This is a genomic window from Hymenobacter negativus (assembly GCF_016056375.1).
Classification (GTDB): domain Bacteria; phylum Bacteroidota; class Bacteroidia; order Cytophagales; family Hymenobacteraceae; genus Hymenobacter; species Hymenobacter negativus_A.
Genome location: NZ_JAEDAE010000011.1, coordinates 115,393 through 134,361, shown reverse-complemented (window position 1 = coordinate 134,361; position 18,969 = coordinate 115,393). Strand labels below are relative to the sequence as shown.

The 18,969-nt window shown below is 61.7% G+C and carries 16 protein-coding genes; 10 read left to right on the top strand and 6 right to left on the bottom strand.

Annotated features, from left to right (window positions below):
- Positions 1-10: 10 nt before the first annotated feature.
- The 6 genes from I7X13_RS19155 to I7X13_RS19130 all read left to right on the top strand — a co-directional run bounded on the left by I7X13_RS19155 (position 11) and on the right by I7X13_RS19130 (position 8,638).
- Complete coding sequence (locus I7X13_RS19155) at positions 11-1,429, top strand: hypothetical protein (protein ID WP_198076712.1); 1,419 nt, start codon at positions 11-13, stop codon at positions 1,427-1,429.
- A 102-nt stretch (positions 1,430-1,531) separates the two neighbouring features.
- Positions 1,532-2,401 (top strand): sialate O-acetylesterase, encoded by an 870-nt coding sequence (locus I7X13_RS19150; RefSeq protein ID WP_198076711.1) that lies wholly within the window; start codon positions 1,532-1,534, stop codon positions 2,399-2,401.
- A gap of 255 nt (positions 2,402-2,656) precedes the next feature.
- Positions 2,657-4,933 (top strand): beta-glucosidase BglX, encoded by a 2,277-nt coding sequence (gene bglX, locus I7X13_RS19145; RefSeq protein WP_198076710.1) that lies wholly within the window; start codon positions 2,657-2,659, stop codon positions 4,931-4,933.
- A gap of 46 nt (positions 4,934-4,979) precedes the next feature.
- The gene (locus I7X13_RS19140) at positions 4,980-5,801 is read left to right on the top strand and encodes an SDR family oxidoreductase (RefSeq protein ID WP_198076709.1); all 822 of its coding nucleotides are present in this window, start codon (positions 4,980-4,982) and stop codon (positions 5,799-5,801) included.
- Positions 5,802-5,918: 117 nt separating this feature from the next.
- A complete protein-coding gene (uxuA, locus tag I7X13_RS19135; RefSeq protein ID WP_198076708.1) occupies positions 5,919-7,085 on the top strand; it encodes a mannonate dehydratase in 1,167 nt (388 codons plus the stop codon).
- Between the two features lie 86 nt (positions 7,086-7,171).
- Positions 7,172-8,638: a hypothetical protein gene (locus tag I7X13_RS19130; RefSeq protein ID WP_198076707.1), complete on the top strand. Its 1,467-nt coding sequence runs from the start codon at positions 7,172-7,174 to the stop codon at positions 8,636-8,638.
- A gap of 3 nt (positions 8,639-8,641) precedes the next feature.
- On the opposite strand, the gene I7X13_RS19125 is transcribed toward I7X13_RS19130, so the two are convergent.
- The 4 genes from I7X13_RS19125 to I7X13_RS19115 all read right to left on the bottom strand — a co-directional run bounded on the left by I7X13_RS19125 (position 8,642) and on the right by I7X13_RS19115 (position 11,640).
- Positions 8,642-9,979 carry a PQQ-dependent sugar dehydrogenase gene (locus I7X13_RS19125; protein WP_198076733.1) on the bottom strand — a complete coding sequence of 446 codons (1,338 nt, stop codon included), beginning with the start codon at positions 9,977-9,979 and terminating at the stop codon, positions 8,642-8,644.
- 106 nt (positions 9,980-10,085) lie between these two features.
- The gene (locus I7X13_RS19120; protein WP_198067181.1) at positions 10,086-10,487 is read right to left on the bottom strand and encodes an NUDIX hydrolase; all 402 of its coding nucleotides are present in this window, start codon (positions 10,485-10,487) and stop codon (positions 10,086-10,088) included.
- A 38-nt stretch (positions 10,488-10,525) separates the two neighbouring features.
- Positions 10,526-10,654 (bottom strand): hypothetical protein, encoded by a 129-nt coding sequence (locus I7X13_RS21810; protein ID WP_262895119.1) that lies wholly within the window; start codon positions 10,652-10,654, stop codon positions 10,526-10,528.
- On the bottom strand, positions 10,648-11,640 hold the full coding sequence (locus I7X13_RS19115) for an acyltransferase family protein (RefSeq protein ID WP_198076706.1): 993 nt from the start codon (positions 11,638-11,640) through the stop codon (positions 10,648-10,650). Before I7X13_RS19115 ends, I7X13_RS21810 begins: the two co-directional genes overlap by 7 nt.
- A gap of 47 nt (positions 11,641-11,687) precedes the next feature.
- Here I7X13_RS19115 and I7X13_RS19110 point away from each other — a divergent pair, with 47 nt between their 5' ends.
- Positions 11,688-12,242, top strand: coding sequence for a DUF72 domain-containing protein (locus I7X13_RS19110; protein WP_198076705.1), 555 nt, complete (start codon positions 11,688-11,690; stop codon positions 12,240-12,242).
- On the opposite strand, the gene I7X13_RS19105 is transcribed toward I7X13_RS19110, so the two are convergent.
- Entirely contained in the window at positions 12,188-13,318 is a 1,131-nt protein-coding gene (locus I7X13_RS19105; RefSeq protein ID WP_198067184.1) for an extracellular catalytic domain type 1 short-chain-length polyhydroxyalkanoate depolymerase, read from the bottom strand. The genes I7X13_RS19110 and I7X13_RS19105 overlap by 55 nt on opposite strands.
- Before the next feature lie 182 nt (positions 13,319-13,500).
- Here I7X13_RS19105 and I7X13_RS19100 point away from each other — a divergent pair, with 182 nt between their 5' ends.
- The 3 genes from I7X13_RS19100 to I7X13_RS19090 are packed head-to-tail and all read left to right on the top strand — an operon-like array spanning position 13,501 to position 17,125.
- The gene (locus tag I7X13_RS19100; protein ID WP_198067185.1) at positions 13,501-13,860 is read left to right on the top strand and encodes a winged helix-turn-helix domain-containing protein; all 360 of its coding nucleotides are present in this window, start codon (positions 13,501-13,503) and stop codon (positions 13,858-13,860) included.
- Positions 13,861-13,919: 59 nt separating this feature from the next.
- Positions 13,920-14,474, top strand: coding sequence for a molybdopterin-dependent oxidoreductase (locus I7X13_RS19095; protein ID WP_198076704.1), 555 nt, complete (start codon positions 13,920-13,922; stop codon positions 14,472-14,474).
- 29 nt (positions 14,475-14,503) lie between these two features.
- Complete coding sequence (locus I7X13_RS19090; protein WP_233454854.1) at positions 14,504-17,125, top strand: TonB-dependent receptor; 2,622 nt, start codon at positions 14,504-14,506, stop codon at positions 17,123-17,125.
- A 158-nt stretch (positions 17,126-17,283) separates the two neighbouring features.
- Here the strand turns inward: I7X13_RS19090 and I7X13_RS21960 are convergent, their stop codons facing one another.
- Entirely contained in the window at positions 17,284-18,810 is a 1,527-nt protein-coding gene (locus I7X13_RS21960; protein WP_317191592.1) for an OmpA family protein, read from the bottom strand.
- Positions 18,811-18,969 lie beyond the last annotated feature (159 nt).

Here is an 18,969-nt window from a genome sequence, read left to right as displayed (position 1 = left end):
AGCTGCTGAGTTGTTAATCGGATTAGCGTCTGCCGCCCACGCCCAAACCGTCCCATCCCGCGACAGCGCCGAATACACCCTGCGCGTGGCCGCCAAAAAGACCATCAACAATTCCACCGTTGACGGCAAGGCGAGCTTTTCGGAGTATAAGAACTACCCCACGCGCACCATTGCCACGCTCCAGGGCTTTAAGCCAGCAACCGTGAAGCTGGACAAATACGGCGGGCGGCTCGACAAAAAGACCAAAGCCACCGGCTTCTTCCACGTGGAGAAAATCAACGGCCGCTGGTGGGCCGTGGACCCCGACGGCTACTACTTCCTGCACAACGCCCCGAACGATGTGCAGCCCGGCGGCTCCGAACGCACCCAAAAGGCGCTGAAAGCCAAGTACGGCGACCGCGCCGGCTGGATGGCGGCTACCCGCAAGTTCTTCTTTGCGAATGGCTTTAACGGTGCGGGCGCGTGGTCGGCCACCAGGGAAATACAGGCGGAGAATGCCAGGGCCGACCAGCCACTGGCCTACACCATCAACCTGGATTTCATGAGCAAGTACGGCGACAAGCGCGGCGGGACCTACGTGCAGCCCGGCCACAAAGGCTACCCGAACGACGTGATTTTCGCGTTCGACCCCGGCTTTGAGGAATTTGCCGAGCAGCACGCCAAACAGTTGGCGGCGAACAAGAAAGACAAGAACCTGTTCGGCTACTTCTCGGACAACGAGATGCCGCTGCTGCGCAAGAACCTCGACGGCTACCTGAAGCTGCCCGTGACTGAGCCCGGCTACGTAGCCGCTAAAAAGTGGGCCGACGAGCGCAGCATCACCCTCGAAACCATCACCGACCAGAACCGGGCCGATTTCCTGGCCTACGCGGCCGACCGCTACTTCAGCATCGTGGCCAAGGCGATGAATAAGTACGACCCCAACCACATGTACCTGGGCTGCCGCTTCCACGGCGCGCAGCGCTACTACCCGGAGCTGATGAAGGTGGCCGGCAAGTACCTCGATGCCGTGAGCATCAACTACTACAACAACTGGACGCCCGAGAAAACCTGGGTGCGCGACTGGGAAGTTTTCGCCGGCAAGCCGTTCATTGTGACGGAATGGTACGTGAAGGGCGAAGATGCTCCCGGCCTGGCCAACACCGCCGGGGCCGGCTGGGTGGTGAAAACGCAGGCCGACCGCGGCCTTTTCTACCAGAATTTCACGCTGGGCCTGCTTGAATCGAAGAATTGCGTGGGCTGGCACTGGTTCAAATACCAGGACAACGACCCCACGCTAATCGGAGCCGAGCCCTCGAACACCAACGCCAACAAAGGCATCGTCGACAACAACCTGGAGCCCTACCAGCCTCTACTGGAGAAGATGAAGGAACTGAACCAGCAGATGTACCACCTGGCCGATTTCTTCGACCAGCGCCAGCCGCAATAGCTACTGCCTAACCAAAGTAGAGACGCATCCTTGCGTCTCGTCGGCCGCACCGTTCGTACGTCACCATTCAATTACGAGACGCAAGGATGCGTCTCTACTGCCATGAAACCCACCCGCTTGTTCCTGCTCAACCTCCTGCTGCTGGCCCTGTTGCCAGCGGCTGGCTTGCGGGCGCAAGTGCTGAAACCACGACTCCGCCAGGTAGTAAGCTCACCGGCCCGTAAAGAGAAATTCCATCTCTACCTGCTGATTGGGCAGTCGAATATGGCCGGACGCGGCGCAGTGGAAGCTCCGGATACCGTGCCCAACCGCCACGTGCTGCGCCTGAACCCCGCCGGGCAGTGGGAAGTGGCCCAGGACCCGATTCACTTTGATAAAACCATTGCCGGCGTGGGGCCGGGGCTGACGTTCGGCCGGTTCATGGCCGCGGCGGACACCAGCCTTACCATTGGGCTGATTCCGTGCGCGGTGGGTGGCTCGGGTATTGATGTCTGGATGCCCGGTGCCTACTTCGCAGACACCAAAACGCACCCTTACGACGACGCCCTGGCCCGTGCCAAAACCGCGCTGCAGACGGGCACGCTGGCCGGCATCATCTGGCACCAGGGCGAGTCGGACAGCAGCCCCGAAAAAAGTGCCCTGTACCAACAGAAACTTAAAATTCTCATCAAAAAGCTGCGCGAAGACTTACAGACGCCCAATGTGCCCTTTGTGGCCGGGCAGTTGCCGGCTTTTCAGCTTAACAAAACCAGCCCCGACGGCCGCCCCCAAATCAACGACTCCGCCGTGCGCATCAACGAAGCCGTGGCCGGGCTGCAAAAGCAGGTACCGAATTATGCCTTTGTAACCGCCGAGAGCACGGCCGATATCGGCGACCACACCCACTTCAACGCGGTTTCGGCGCGGCTGATGGGGCAGCGCTACGCGGCGGCCATGCAGCGGCTGCAACACCCGGCCCGACGCAGGCCCTGAGCCCAATATCTTTTCGCAAAACCTACTCTTTCCCCATTTCTTGATTCCCCGGGTCCGCCCGGAAATCCCTGTGCTTATCTGGTGGCCGCTGGCCGTACCGGAGTCCAAAAAACAGCCCTCCCGGCCGGAACTGCGCCTCACGAGAATGGTGGGAACGTACAACTGAGGCCCCGGCCGGGGCGGCTGTGGCCGGTGGCCGCCAGAATGCACAAACCCATTTTTCCAGCTGCTACGGCGGCTCTTCATCGCAACTAAATGACTCTTTCGTTTCCCAAGCCCCTGTTGCCGCTGCTGTTGCTGGGCCTGTTGCCCGGCCCGGCCGCCGTCGCGCAAAAGAAAAAACCCGTGCCCGAGGCCACCACCGCCAGTCCGGCCGATATCGAGCAGCGCATCAGCGCCCTGCTTGCCCAAATGACGCTGGACGAAAAAGTGGGCCAGCTCAACCAGTACTCGGGCCGCGAGGTGACCGGCCCGGCCAGCGACCGCAAAAACACGCTGCTTAGTAGCATCCGCAGCGGACAGGTGGGCTCGATGCTGAACGTGAAGGGCGTGAAGGACACCCGCGAAATCCAGGCCGTGGCGCTAGAATCGCGGCTGCACATCCCGCTGCTGTTCAGCCTCGACGTGATTCACGGCTACCAGACCACCTTCCCCATCCCGCTGGCCGAAGCCGCTTCCTGGGACCTCGACGCCATCCGGCTCGGCGCGCACGTGGCCGCCAAAGAAGCCGCCGCGTCCGGCATTCACTGGACCTTCGCGCCGATGGTGGACGTGGGCCGCGACCCGCGCTGGGGCCGCGTGATGGAAGGCGCTGGCGAAGACACCTACCTCGGCTCCCAGATTGCCAAAGCCCGGGTGCTGGGTTTTCAGGGCGAGAAATTGGGCGGCACCGACGCCGTGATGGCCTGCGCCAAGCACTTTGCGGCCTACGGAGCGGCCACCGCCGGCCGCGACTACAACGCCGTGGACATTAGCGAGCAGCAGCTTTGGGAAACCTACCTGCCGCCCTTCCGCGCCGCCGCCGAGGCCGGCGTGGCCACGTTCATGAACTCGTTCAACACCCTGAACGGCATTCCCGCCACCGGCAACGCCTACCTGCAGCGCGACATCCTGAAAGGCCAGTGGAAATATCCCGGCTTCGTGGTGAGCGACTGGGGCTCCATCGGCGAGCTGGCCAACTGGGGCTACGCGGCCGACAAAACCGACGCCGCCCAAAAGGCCATCACCGCCGGCTCCGACATGGACATGGAGAGCGACGCCTACCACCAGAAACTGGCCCAGCTGGTGCAGGCCGGCAAGGTTAATATCAGCTTGGTGGATGAGGCCGTGCGCCGCATTCTGCGCAAGAAATTCGAGCTGGGCTTGTTCGATGACCCGTACCGATTCTCGGATGAGAAGCGTGAGAAGCAGGTGCTGAGCGACCCGCAGAACCGGACCGCCGCCCGCCAGATGGCCCAAAAGTCCCTGGTGCTGCTGAAGAATGAAAACGCCACCTTGCCCCTCGCCAAGGCCCTGCGCCGCGTGGCCCTCATCGGCCCGCTGGCCAAAGCCAGGCGCGACCTCAACGGCAGCTGGACCGTGGACACCGACACCACGCGCATCACCTCGCTCTACGACGGCCTGCGCCAGCGCGCCGGCAAAACCACCGAGCTGCTCTACGCCAAGGGCTGCGCCGTGAGCGACGACAGCCGCGCCGGCTTCGAGCAGGCCGTAGCCACTGCCAAAAACGCCGACCTCGTCATCCTCACCGTAGGCGAAGCCTGGGACATGAGCGGTGAAGCAAAATCCCGCACCGACATCCATTTGCCCGGCGTGCAGGAGGAGCTTTTTAAAGCGCTCAAAGCCACTGGCAAGCCCGTAGCGGTGGTGGTTTTTGGTGGCCGGCCATTGATTTTTGATGCCATTGCCGAGCAGGCCGACGCTATTCTATATGCCTGGTGGCCCGGCTCGGAGGGCGGTGCCGCGCTGGCCGATGTGCTCTACGGCGACTACAACCCCGCCGGCAAGCTGCCCATCACCTTCCCGCGCAGCGTGGGTCAGATTCCGATTGCCTACAACCAGCAGTACAACACCGGCCGGCCCGTCACCAAGCCCGGCGATATCCGCTACAAGTCGGCTTACATCGACTCGCCCAATACGCCACGCTACGCCTTCGGCTACGGCCTGAGCTACACCACGTTCAAGTATTCGGACCTGAAAATCAGCCAGGCGCAGTTGAAAGCCGGCGAGTCAGCCCAGGTCAGCTTCACCCTCACCAACAACGGCAAAGTAGCGGGCGAGGAAGTGGCCCAGCTCTACCTCCGCGACCCCGTGGCGTCCGTGGCCCGGCCCCTCAGGGAGCTCAAGGATTTCCGCAAAATCAGCCTCAAGCCCGGCGAAAGCAAAACCGTGACGTTCACCATCGACAAGGACAAGCTGGCCTTCTACAACTCCAAGCTGGAGTGGCTGGCCGAGCCCGGCAAGTTCAACCTCATGGTCGGCAGTGCGTCGGATGACATCCGGCTGGAAGGGGTGCTGGAATTACTGCCGTAACCCCCGGCCCCTCCTATTATCAACTCTACCCAATCCCATCCCAACTATGCCTTCCCTTTCCCAATTCTCATTAAAGGATAAAGTCGTCATCATCACCGGGGCCACCGGCGTGCTGGGCGCTTCCATGTCGCTGGCCGTGGCCGAGGCCGGGGCTAAAGTGGCCATTCTGGGCCGCAACGCCGAGCGGGCCGAAGCGCGGGCGGCGGCCATTCGGGCCATTGGCGGCGAGGCGCTGGTGGTGCTGGCCGATGTGCTCGACGTGGCCCAGATGAACGCGGCCTGCGATAAAATCATGAGCGCCTGGGGCCGCATTGATGGGCTGGTGAACGCGGCCGGCGGCAACATGCCCGGGGCCACCGTCGGCCCCAGCCAGAACCTGTTCGACGTGGGCATTGAGGACACGCGCCGGGCGGTTGACCTAAACCTGTTCGGCACCGTGATTCCGACCACCGTATTCGGGCGGGTGATGGCCGAGCAGGGCACGGGCTCCATTGTCAATATTTCCTCGCTCACGGCCCAGCGGCCTCTCACCCGCGTGATGGGCTACACGATGGCCAAAACCGCAATCGAAGGCTACACCCGTTGGATGGCTACCGAGCTAGGCCTGCGCTACGGCGGCGGCATCCGCATGAATGCCATCGCGCCGGGCGTGTTCCTCACCGAACAAAACCGCGACCTGCTCATCGCCGCCGACGGCTCGCCCACCGAGCGCGCCACCAAATTCATCAGCCACACGCCCTTCCAGCGCTTCGGCGAGCCGGAGGAACTCACCGGTACGCTGATTTACCTGCTCAGCAACGCTTCGCGGTTTGTGAACGGCGAAACGGTGGTGGTGGACGGCGGGTTTAATGCATATAGTGGGGTGTAGAGACGCAATATTTTGCGTCTCGGCGTTAAATAGTTTGCCTTGAACGCCCATAATCTTAATTAAAATTATCAGCAACGACGAGACGCAAAATATTGCGTCTCTACATCTATTCCACTCATGCCCATTATCCAAAGCTGGCGCTGGTACGGCCCGAACGACCCCGTGAGTCTCGCCGACATTCGCCAGGCCGGCGCTACCGACGTGGTGACGGCCCTGCACCACATTCCCAACGGCGAGGTGTGGACGGTGGAAGAAATCAAAAAACGCCAAGAAACGGTGCGCGCCGCCGGCCTCACGTGGAGCGTGGTGGAAAGCGTGCCCGTACACGAAAACATCAAAACCCGCACCGGCAGTTTTCAGCACTACATCACCAATTATCAGGAGTCGCTGCGCAACCTGGCGGCCTGCGGCATCTACACGGTGACGTATAACTTCATGCCCGTGCTGGACTGGACGCGCACCGATTTGGCCTACGGAGTGGAAGACGGCTCCAAAGCCCTGCGCTTCGAAAAAGCAGCTTTCGTAGCTTTCGACACGCAGCTGCTGAAACGCCAGAATGCCGCTCAGGACTACACGGCCGAGGAATTAGCCCGCGCCGAAGCCCGCTTTGGTGCCATGAGCGTGGAAGAGAAGCAGCTACTGCAACGCAACATCATCGCCGGCCTGCCGGGCAGCGAGGAAAGCTTCACGCTGGAGAGATTTCAGCAGGCGCTGGATGCCTACGAGGGCATCGATGCAGCCAGACTGCGCGAACATTTGATACTGTTTCTGCGGGAAATTGTACCCGTGGCCGAGCGGGTGGGCATTAACCTCGCCATTCACCCCGACGACCCGCCCTACCCCATTCTAGGCCTGCCGCGCGTGATGAGCACTGCTGCGGACGTGGCCGCACTAGCGGCGGCCGTGCCTTCGCCGGCCAACGGTCTGTGTTTCTGCACCGGCTCGTTCGGCGTGCGGGCCGATAACGACCTGCCCGCCATGGTGCGGCAGTTTGCCGGGCGCATCCACTTCATCCACCTACGCAGCACCCAGCGCGACGCGGAGGGCAATTTCTACGAAGCCAACCACTTAGAAGGCGACGTGGACATGTATGCCGTGATGCGCGAGCTGGTGCTGGCCATGCGCCAGCGCAACGTGAGCCTGCCCATGCGCCCCGACCACGGCCACCAGATGCTCGACGACCTCCACAAGAAAACCAACCCCGGCTATTCGGCCATCGGCCGCCTGCGCGGCCTGGCCGAGCTGCGCGGCCTGGAAATGGGCATCACGCGCGGTCTGGCGTAGGGATTGAGGCTTCCCGGCGCGGGCTGCCGTAATTTGGCCGGCCCGGCCACAGTGGCCGGGCTCCCCTCTACTCCAATTTGCGCCGCATGCTGAAGCGAAACTGGCATTATCTCCTGCTGCTCTTTCTCATTGGCGACTTAGCGTATTCCGGCTGGCAATATTTTCAGTTTCCCCTCGACGGCGACCTGGCCCCCATTGTGGCCCCCGGCAAAGCATATAGCACCGTACTGCACGACCCGTTTGGGCTGCGGGCACTGCTGGAGCACAAACTTTACCCAGCCCCCAACCGATTTTTCGCGCATCTGTTTTTGCACGAATATTTCCGGCACGGGCCTCGGCTGCTGCAAGGCGTGCTGAGCCCCCTCGACAGTGTGTACGCGGCGTGCGCCCTGCTAAAACTGGCCGTGCACACGCTGCTGGTGTATGTGCTGGCCGTGGCCATCAGCAATTCGCGCAAGGTGCTGGGGCGGAAATTCCTATTGGCGGCGGTACTGATTACGCCGCTGCTCCAGGCCGAGGGCTACGGCGGCCAGATGGGCGTTATCGACTGGTCGGTGACGTACACGGCCTTCTACGCGCTTCCCATGAGCCTGCTGCTGCTGTTTTTCCTGCCGTTTTTGCGGGCGGCGCTGCACGGCACGCCGTTGCGCCTGTCGGCGCTGGAGTACGCGGGGCTGCTGGGGCTGGCGGTGGTGCTGGCGCTGAATGGACCAATTATTCCGGCCGTGGTGCTACTGGTATGCCCCACGGCGCTGCTGCTGGCCTGGCGCGGGCACTTCGCTGGGCTGGCCAATGGCATGAGCTGGTTCCGGCGGGCCACGGTGGCCATCGGCGCGCTGCCCTGGCGCAAGCTCAGCCTATTCGTTCTCTTCAGTGCCTTGAGCCTGTATTCGCTATACATCGGGCGGTACAACTCCGAAAACGAATGGGCCAGCATTTCCCTGCCCGAGCGCTACGCCCGGCTGCCGCTGGGGGTTTATGATGCGCTCTCGGGCAAGCTGGGCCTGCCGCTGCTATTGGTTATGCTGCTGGTGAATGCCTGGCTGATTGCCCGCTCTGTACGCACACCCCTGGGGGCCAAAGCCCAACAAGCCCTACAATGGCTGGGCGTGTTTGCGCTGGTGTATATGCTGCTGCTGCCGCTGGGCGGCTACCGCGCCTATCGGGAAAACGTGGTCCGGCGCGACAGTATTCTGCCCATCCTTCTGGGCATGATTGGCTGTTTTGCCTTTTCGAGCTACTATCTGCTCACGCACCTGCCGGCGGTGGCCCGGCGGCGCTACGCGGCAGCCGTGGCAGTTTTCGCGGCCATTTTCACAATAGCCGACAAGCCCAAAGCCCGCGACTTCAATACCTGCGAACGGCAGCTTTTCGCCACGCTGGCCCAGTCAGCCGAGCCGGTGGTACTCCTGCCTTCCGACTGCACCATCATGGATTGGAATGTACTCACCGACTACCGCAAATCGGACGTTAATACCGAGATGATGTACTTCTGGGGCATTATCAAAACGCCCCGGCTGTACTATCAGCAACCCTTACCGGCCGGCAATTGAACCCTACTTAGCGACACTCACGCGCCAGATTTTATCGGCTGCGTCATCGGCCACCAGCAGCGAGCCATCGGGCAGGGTCGTCACGCCCACGGGGCGGCCGTAGGCGTCCTTCGAGTCGCCGCCGGCCAGAAAGCCGGTGAGAAAATCCTCCGGCTTGCCGGGCTTGCCATTGGCGAAGGGTACGAACACCACTTTGTAACCCGAGTATTGCGTGCGGTTCCAGGAGCCGTGCTCGCCGATGAAAGCGCCGTTGCGGTACCTGGCGGGGAAGGCGTCTTTATCATAAAATGCGAGGCCGAGTGCGGCCACGTGCGCCCCCAACGGCACGTCGGGTACCAAGGCTTTCTTGACGAGGTCGGGCCGCTCGTTTTTGCGGCGGGGCTCCTCGTTCTGGCCGTAGTACGAGTAGGGCCAGCCGTAGAAACCGCCCTCCGTCACGCTGGTGAAATAGTCGGGCACCAGCTCATCGCCCAGCTCGTCGCGCTCATTCACCACGGCCCAGAGCCGGCCGGTGCCGGGCTGCCACTGCAGGCCAATGGGATTGCGCAGGCCGCTGGCGAAGATTTTCTCGCCCGTCCCATCGGGGTTGAACTGGAGAATATTGGCGCGGCGCACTTCTTCCTCGGCCCCGTGCTCCTGCACGTTGCTGCTTGAGCCCACCGTCACGTAGATTTTGGAGCCGTCGGGCGCGGCCAGCAGGTTGCGGGTCCAGTGGTTGTTGTAGCCGCCCTTGGGCAGGTCGAGAATGCGCTGGCCCGAGCCCGTGATTTTGGTAGCGCCGGACTGGTAGGGAAAGCGCAGCACGCCATCGGTGTTGGCCACGTAGAAATTATTGCCCATAATCAGCATCCCAAACGGCTGGCTGAGGCCCGCCAGAAAGGTGGTGCGCAGGTCGGGCGTGCCGTCGTGGTTGGTATCGCGCAGCAGCGTGATGCGGTTGGCGCTGTGGTCGCGCAGCGACCGGGACTTATCCAATTTAAGCTCAGCGGCCACTTTCTTGGTCATGCTCATGGGCACGGTGCTGGCTTCGGCCACCAGCACGTCGCCGTTGGGGGCCACGTACAGCCAGCGCGGGCTGTCCAGCTTCCCGGCATACTCGGCCACCGCGAAGCCAGCGGGGGCCACGGGCGTTTTGCCGGCCGGCCAGGGCTGAATATTCACCCGATTGGTAACGGATTTGGTGGCGTAGGGTGCGGGCAGGCTCACCGAGTCGGCGGCGGGCGTGGCTACGGTTTGGGCTGGCGTGTTGGCAGCAGCATCCTGTTTTTCCTGTTTGCTGGGGCCACCGCAGGCGGCCAGCAGGCCCAGGCCGGCCAACAGGAACGGAACGTTTTTCGACATCATAGCGGGAAGGTGAATGAGCCCGCGCCGCCGTAGGAGGCCAGGCAAGGGCAGTCGGTTTTACTTCCGGATGGCGAATTGGTTACGACTCAGCTTATCAACGGCCTCATTCGGCGAGCAAGCCCTGTTCCTTCAGCCAGTCAAAAATCAGTTGGTCCACGGCCGACACCTGCGCCCGGTGCCGATAGGTCAGCCACGTCACTTCCGCAATTTCGGCGGCCGGCTGCAGCATGCCGGTGTAGCGGGCGTAGTAGCAGGCCATGCGCACCAGTACGCCCGCCGGGTGCCCGTGGGCGGGGGCCTCAAACGTGCCGGCGTAGGCCAGGCTGGCCGGGTCGAGGGCCACGGTTAGCTCCTCTTCTATCTCGCGCAGCAGGGTTTGGGCATCGGTTTCGCCGGGCTCGCGCTTGCCGCCGGGAAAGTAATACCGGTCTTTGCCGTGGCTGCGGGTGCTCAGCACTTCGCCGTTGCGCAGGTGCAGCCAAGCTATTTTGTCGATGATGGGCATAAGAAGTGAAGTCGGTTCAGGCCTGTTTAATCTCGCCTTTATCGGGCCAGTGCGGCCACGGGCCGGGCCGGTTGGCGCAGCACGCGCCGCAGCCAGTGGTTGAGCGGCTCCTCCACCAGCCGGTACAGGCCAATGGATACCGCGTAAAGCGCCAGCACAGTCAGCACATCTTCTGCAAGGCATTATGAATCAAGTGCTGCAGCACGCCCATGTGCAGCAAATAGAATACGTAGGAGCTTTTGCCCAGCAGCAGCAGCGGCGGGCTGCTGAGCAGGCGGCTCAGCCAGGTAGTTTCCCGCACCAGCCCCCACAGCAGCGGGCCGATGCCGAGCAGCGGCAGCAGGACATTGTTGAGCAGCATTCCCGCCGGCTGCATCACCCCAAACGCCCCGATTGCCGGGCCATGCAGCAGGCTCAGCCCCGTCAGGCACAACGCGCAGCCGGCCAGCCCGGCATAGGTGAGAAAGCGCGGCGCCGCATGCGGGCCCGGCCGCCGCAGCCACCACGCCAGCGCCACGCCCACAAAAAACTCCACCGCCCGGCCCAGGTAGGTGAACTGAAATAGAAAATCGAATGAGCCGAAAAACCCGTGCCACGCCTGCCCCCGGCATGCTAGCACCAGCCCCACACCCAGCAGCACCAGCCCCAGCGGCAGCGCTCCCAGCCACCGCGCGTTGCGCCGGATGAGCCAGAAAGCCAGCGGCGCCGACACATAGAACATTTCCTCCACCGTCAGCGACCAGCCCTGTTTGATGCCGGTGTACAGAAACTCCTCAAACAGCCCCCGCAGGAAGGTAATGTTGAGCAGGTAGGTTTTGAAATCGCCCAGGTTGCTGGCCGGGTCGGCCTGGTGAATGATGAGAAACGTGGCCGCGGTCAGCAGGAAATACATGGGGTAGATGCGCGCAAACCGATTGGCGAAGTAGGTGCGCAGCGGCACCCGTTCCTGGCCCAGGTAGCGGTAACCAATCAGAAAGCCGCTCAGCACAAAAAACACCGTCACGCCCACGTGCATCTCGGCCACCAGGCTATGCATCCGCCAGCCCACTCTTTCCGGATTCAGCGGGTTGAAATGGTGGGCCAGCACCAGAGCGGCGGCCACTGCCCGCAAGCCGGTCAGGGCCGGGAAATACTGCTTACTTGTTTTGTTCATACTTGCTCGGCCTGCCGGCTTCCGCAAGGTAGCACGGGCCTCCTTCAGTGCCCGAAGGCCTGAAGGAAAAGCTCGGTCCCGTCCTCTTCCAGCTGCTACCCAAAGCGGCCTACACCGAGGAGTTGCTCCAGCGCCTGCTCGATAGCCTCGACCTGGCTTTTCAGAACGTAATCGAATTCCGCCACCCCAGCTGGTGGGACGGCGAGGTGCAGCGCAGACTCGCCCGGCCCCGCATTGCTTTTGTGGGCCAAAGCTACCCGCCGCCCCTGGAGCTGCCCGACGAGGTAGTGGCCAACACCGATGTTATTTACTACCGCTTCCACGGCGTGCCCGAGCTGTATAAGTCATCCTACAGCCCGGACTTTCCGGCGCGCATCGCGGCCGAGATTAAAGCCGCTAAAAACATGCGCGAAGTGTACACCTCTATTTCAACAATGGCATCGGGGCCGTGGGCGTGGAAAACGCCTGGCAGATGCAGGCTCTTTTCGTCTGACTGCCCCTTGGAACCAGGGCTTGCAGCTGCCGAAAGCCCTCCTGCTCACGTGGTCTATTTAATCAATTTCCGGCGATACACTTGCCCATCCGCCGTTACTTGTAAGTAATAGGTTCCTTTTGCCCACTGGTGAGCATCCAGCACCAAGCTACCGCCAGCACTGGAGGCCAGCACCGGGACTACCCGCCCCAGCACATCGTACAAGACCACATTGGATGGCTGAATTGGCACATTTGTACGCACGTACAGCAAAGCGGCATCATCAGCCGGGACAGGCCACACCTCCAGCCCGGGCCCGGCCGCCGCAACGGCCGTGAGCTTATCAAGCCTGTAGCGGCGCAGGAAACGCCATATTTCGACGCTCGCACTGATATCAAAGTTGGTGACCCCGGTAAGAACCGGCGCGCCGGGCCAGGTATGTTCCCCGCCCACTACCCGAAAATGCTCCACAACAGCGCCGTTGCGACCATTTGCCCACACCAGATGCTCAACCGTTGAGTTATCGGTCTGGGAAATATCCGGCAGCGCGGTAACTGTTGACGTGGGCGTACAGCCGTTATACTTAACCCAATAGTTGAGTATGGAGGAAACCGAAGCCCAGTGATTGACCTGATTGGTCCCTTCGTACGGAACCGCACCGTCGGCAGTGCCGTGAATGGCTAAAATGGGCGTTGGGTGCTGGGGGGAACACTCCACCAGCCGAACAACGTTTTGCGTACCCGCTACGGAGGCAACCGCGGCAATGCGCCCATTTAGCTGACAAGCCAGCTCGTAGCTCATGAAGCCGCCGTTGCTCATCCCGGTGCTATAAATCCGGTTCTTGTCGACGCTGTAGCGCGCACAGATGGTGTCGATAAGCGCTGACAAATACGCCACATCATCGATGCCCCCGGCACTGGGCGCGTCAAACACATTCCACATGCGGTCGCCATTGCCATTCACCACTCCATTGGGGTGGAGAATAAGAAAATTTGCAGTATCGGCAATTGGCCGAAAATCCCCGTAGTATTCCTGGAAGCCGTCGTTGGAGGCCAAGGCGTGAATATTGAGCAGAAGCGGCACCGGCTTGCCCGGCTGGTACGAAGCCGGCACATACAGCCGATAATGGCGCAGCAAATTACCGCTATGAACCTGGCTATCTACTGTTTGCTGCGCCATTGCCGGCCCAAAACCCAACAAGAACAAGGCAATGAATAGCGTAGTAGAACGCCGTATAAAAGCAACCATAACAGCTCGATGTTGAACCCGCTTTTGGGAAAGCAAAAGCGTCAATCAAATGTACTTGATTCCAAGCGCTTGCGGTAGATGAAAAAGTTGGCTTCGCGCCCATTATTTAACTTGGGTAGCCCTCCCTGTATCATTGTCTCATGAAATCCCTCCTGCTGCCCACCCACTCCTACCGCCTCAACGGCCGCCTCTGGCTCGAAACCGACGAGGGCCGCTTCCTTGGCATCGGCCGGCTGGAGCTGCTGGAACAGATTGCGGCACTGGGCTCCATCTCGAAGGCCGCGCAGGCCATGGGCATGTCCTACAAGCGCGCCTGGGATTTGGTGAGCTCCATGAATGCGCAGGCCGCCACGCCATTGGTAAGCACCCAAACCGGTGGCACCAAAGGCGGCGGTGCCGTTGTGACGGAGGCCGGCCAGGCAGCCATTGTGGCGTTTAAAGCCCTGCAAACGCGTTTTCAGGAATTTATGGCGCTCGAAACAAATCGATTGCAGGCGTAGCGGCCGGGGAGCTGTTCGTTATATCTTTGCGAACATAACGAATTCCCCGGCCCGCTTCTATGCTCGTCATCGCTACCCTGGCTTCACGTCGTCTCCTGCGTTTATGCCTGTTGCTCAGCGTTGCCACAGTGCTGAGTGGTGGCTGGCCCCTAACGGCGGCGGCCCAGACGGCTGCTCTGCAAACGGGCGTGCAGGTAATCAGCGCCAATCTTGCCCAGCCCGTGCTGTTGGGGCCGGCGCAAATGGCCAGGCTCCCGCGCCAGCAAGTGACGCGGCCCGACCACGACGGTAAAAACCGCACCTACTCCGGCGTGTCACTCTGCGCCGTGCTCATGGCGGCGGGCGCCAAGATTGGCCCCGACCTGCCCCGCAAAGGCATGGCCCACTACGTGCTGGTGAGCGCCGCCGACGGCTACCAGGCCGTATTTGCCCTGGCTGAACTCAATCCGGATTTTGCCCCGCGCCCCGTGCTGCTGGCCGACCGCTGCGATGGCCAGCCCCTGCCCGCCACCGCCGGCCCCTACCAAATTATTGTGCCCGATGAGAAGAAAATGGGCCGCTGCGTGCGCCAGGTGCAAAGCTTGCGCGTAGTGGCCGCCCAGCCCCAATCCTGATACCACCCCGTTTCCCCTCACCTTGCTGCATGTCTGCATGTCTACCGCGCCGCGCCCGCCCAGCGCTGCTTGCGGCTGTCGCCCTCCCGGCGATGGCCGCCCATAGCCAAACCGTGGCCCCGGCCGATACAACCCGTAAGAAAGTCGATTTGGAGGAAGTGGTGGTGTCCGCTTCCAAAGTCGAAGAAAGCTTTTTGCAGTCGCCGGTGACGGTGGAAAAGCTGAACGCGCGCGCGCTGTGCCTCACGCCCGCGCCGTCGTTTTTCGATGCCATCGAGCACCTCAAGGGCGTGCAGGTGATTACGCCCAGCCTGGCTTTTAAGGTGATAAACGCCCGCGGCTTCACCAATACCACCAACGTGCGCTTTGCCCAGCTGGTGGATGGCGTGGACAACCAAGCCCCGCACATCGGCGGGCCGATTGGAAATGTGCTCGGGCCGAGTGATTTGGATATCATGTCGGTGGAAATCGTGCCGGGCACGGCCGCCGCCCTCTACGGGTTGAACGCCATCAACGGGCTGGCCAATTTTCGGACGAAAAATCCTTTTGATTCCGAAGGCCTCAGCGTGCAGCAAAAAACCGGCGTGAACCACGTCAGCGACCCGTATAGCGGGGCCAAAATATTCTCCGAAACCAGCTTGCGCTACGCCAAAGCGCTGAGTACGAAGCTGGCCTTTAAAGTGAACGGCACCTACCTGCGAGGCTACGACTGGATTGCCAGCGACCAGACCGACATCAACCCCAACGGCAACGCCAACACCGGACTATTCAGGGCCGATAACCCGGCCCGCGACCCCGTGAACGGCTACGGCAACGAGTCGTCGGACCGCAGCACCCTGAACCTGGGCGGCAAAAACTACCAAGTGGCCCGCACCGGTTACGCCGAACAGGACGTGGTGGACTACCGCCTGCGCACCCTGTGGGGCGATGCCGCGCTGCACTACCGCTTCCGGCCCGGCACCGAGCTGGCCTATACCTACCGCGTGGCCAGCTTCGACAACGTGTACCAGCGCTCGAACCGCTTCCAGCTGCAAAATTACCTGCTGCAACAGCACGCCCTGAGCCTGACCACGCCCGTGGTACAGGCCCGCGCCTACTTCACCCAGGAAAACACCGGCCATAGCTACAACCTGCGCTCCGCCGCCGAAAATATAGACCGCGGCTACAAGCCCGACGCCGCTTGGAACCGCGACTACACCGCCGCCTGGAACGCCGCCACCCAGGCCGGCCAAACCATTGCCCAGGCCCATGCCACCGCCCGCGCCGCTGCCGATGCCGGCCGCCCCCAGCCCGGCACGCCCACCTTCCAAAATGCCCTCAGCACCGTGCAGAGCATCAACAACTGGGACGTGGGCGCGGCCCTGCGCGTGCGCGCCAACCTGCTCCACGCCGAAGGCCAGGTGAACATTGCCGAGGCCCTGCGCCGCGCCGGCCACCGCCTGCCCACTGCCCTGGATGTGCTGGCCGGGGCCGACCACCGCACCTACATTGTAGTGCCCGATGGCAACTATTTCATCAACCCCGAAAAGGGCAAAGACCCGCTCGGCGACAACCTGACCTATTCCAAAACCGGCGGTTTCGTGCAGGCCGGGGCGCGACTGCTGAACGAGAAAATCCGCCTCACGGCCACGCTGCGGGCCGATAAAAACGACTACTTCGACCTGAAATTCAATCCGCGTTTCACAGCCGTGTACTCGCCCGGGCAGCGGGCCAACTTCCGGATGAACTACCAAAGTGGCTACCGGTTTCCGAGTTTGTTTGAGGGTTTCAGCAACGTGAACAGCGGGCAGGTGAAGCGCATCGGCGGGCTGCGGGTGATGTCGGACGGCGTGTTTGAGAACAGCTACTTGCGCACCAGCATCGATGCTTTTACGGCGGCCAACACGGCCTATATCAACGCCAACACGCCCGCCAACGCTACAGCTGCCCAGAAGCAGGCCATTCAAAACCAGGCCATCACGCAGAACAAGGGCCTACTGGTGAAAAACCCCTATACCTACCTCAAGCCCGAGCACATCAACTCGCTCGAAGTGGGCTATAAGGCTGCGCTGCTGCCTAAAGGCCGCCTACTGGTCGACATTGATTTTTACTACAATACTTACCGCGACTTCATTGCTCAGGTAGAAGCCTACGTGCCCAAAACGCTAAATCCCGACTCCACAGCCATCTACCTGAACTCAAAAAGCACCCAGAACCGCTACCGCCTCTGGACCAACGCCCAAAGCAAGGTGTACAACTACGGCGGCTCATTGGGCCTGCGATACGAACTGGGCGGCGGCTACCTCGCGGGGGCTAACACCACCTACACCCGCCTCGACCGCACCGAAAACGGCGATGGGCTCGAGGACGGCTTCAACACCCCACGCTGGGCCTATAACCTGAGCCTGGGCAACGAAAACGCCTATAAAAATCTCGGTTTCGGCCTTAATTACCGCTGGCAGCAAAGCTATTATTCCCAGACCTTCCTGGTGAATGGTACCGTGGCTGCCTACCACACCCTCGATGCCCAGCTCAGCTACACTGTGCCCGCGCCCAACCTGCGCTTTAAGCTCGGGGCCAGCAATGTGCTCAATAATTACTACGTGTCCTACCTCGGCGGTCCCAGCGTGGGCGGGCTGTATTATTTGTCGGTCATGTACTCACTACCATAGCGCGGTAAGGTGAGGGGGCAGGCCCCGCGCTCTACTGACTGCATGTTGCCGTTGGAACAAATCAGGCCGGAAAACGTGCCTCTCAGCCACAAAAAAAGGCCCGCTCTCATCAAGCGGGCCTTCTTCATCTATCAGCCACCTGGGCTGAGCCTTGCTGGCTACTTGCGCTTGGCCGGGGCCTTGCGGGCGGGAGCTTTCTTGGCGGGCGCCTTCTTCACCGGAGCGGCTTTCGGCGGAGCAGGCGCGATGGTCGGGGCCGGGCCATACTTCACTTCGGCGGCGTTGGGGTCGCCAGTGAGGTAGAGGTCAAACTCAACGCGACGGTTCAGGGCCTGGCCAGCTTTGGTGGCGTTGTCGGCAATCGGCTTGGTTTCGCCGAAGCCGTGCGACACGATGCGGTCAGCGGGCACAGCCTGGCTCAGCATGTAGGCGCGGGCCGAAGCAGCGCGGTCATCCGAGAGGCGCAGGTTGTAGTCGTCGGCACCTTTGCTATCGGTGTGGCCGGCAATGCTCAGCGTGTAGTCAGGATACTCTTCCATGATTTTGGCGAGGTCCTTCAGCGTGGGATACGAGCTGGGCAGCAGCACGGCTTTGTCGAATTCGAAGTTGATGTACTTCGTGGCCTCTTGCAGGCGCTTCTTGGTTTCGGCTTTCACCTCGGGGCAGCCTTTGTTGCTGGCCGGGCCGGGGCGGTTGGGGCAACGGTCCTGATAGTCGGGTACACCGTCGCCGTCACGGTCAAGCGGGCAGCCATTGGCATCTACCTGCACACCGGAAGGCGTGTTGGGGCACTTGTCGTTCTGGTCAATCACGCCGTCGTTGTCGGCATCGGGGCAGCCTTTCAGCTCAGGCTTGCCGGGGGTATCGGGGCAAGCGTCGTCGGCGTCGGTCACGCCGTCACCGTCACGGTCGGGGCAGCCCTGCAGAGCGGCCACGCCTTTCACGTCGGGACACTTATCCTGGTAATCCGGAACACCGTCGCCGTCTTTGTCCAGCGGGCAGCCGTTGGGGTCAACCGCTACGCCGGCCGGGGTACCGGGGCACTTGTCCTTCTTGTCCGATACGCCGTCTTTGTCCTCGTCCTTCATCTTGCCCAGGGCCACCGTGATGCCGGCCTGGTGCAACAGGAACCGGTCGTACAGCTTGTCGCTGGGGGCGCTGAGGTGGTCAACCCGGTCGGTGAAGGGGTAGTGCTGGCTGGTAGTAAGGTCCAGATACACGGCATCGCTAAGACGGAACCGCAGGCCGGCCAGGCCAAATACCTCGGGCCGACGAATCTGGTCAACACCAAAGCCTACACCGCGCACATTACCGGAGGTATTGGAGAGGAACATGCCCCCGCCACCCATCAGGTAGGGCTGAATGAAGGCATCTTCTTTTAGAATCTTGCCGTTGTTGAGCTTGAGCTTAATGCCCAGGTCCACCATGCCGATGCGGGCGTCGAAGTTGCTACCCGAGTAGATTTCGCTGCTGTACTTGTAGGTCTCGTAGTACCCAAGCAAGGCCAAGTCGAACGACGGCGACAGGTAGCGGGTAATGGCTCCGCCGCCGCCCACCATCAGGTCGTTGCCGGAACGGTTCCAAAAGTCGGAACCCATGTTGCCGTTGTACTGCAGCAGGCCAATATTGGCGCTGAGCGCCGTTTTGCGGTCGGCGGTTTGGGCCTGAGCATGTGGAGCGGCCATGCCAAGCACGACTGCTCCCAAGGCGAGGCCACGTAGGAGATTAGGTTTTGAGACCATAATTTTTAGGTGTGGGGATAGATGCGAAAATCCGCCGCAAGCCATTTGGCCCATCATCGCGTTGGATGAGCAGCTATACCCTTTCCAGCTAAAAAAGTTGCT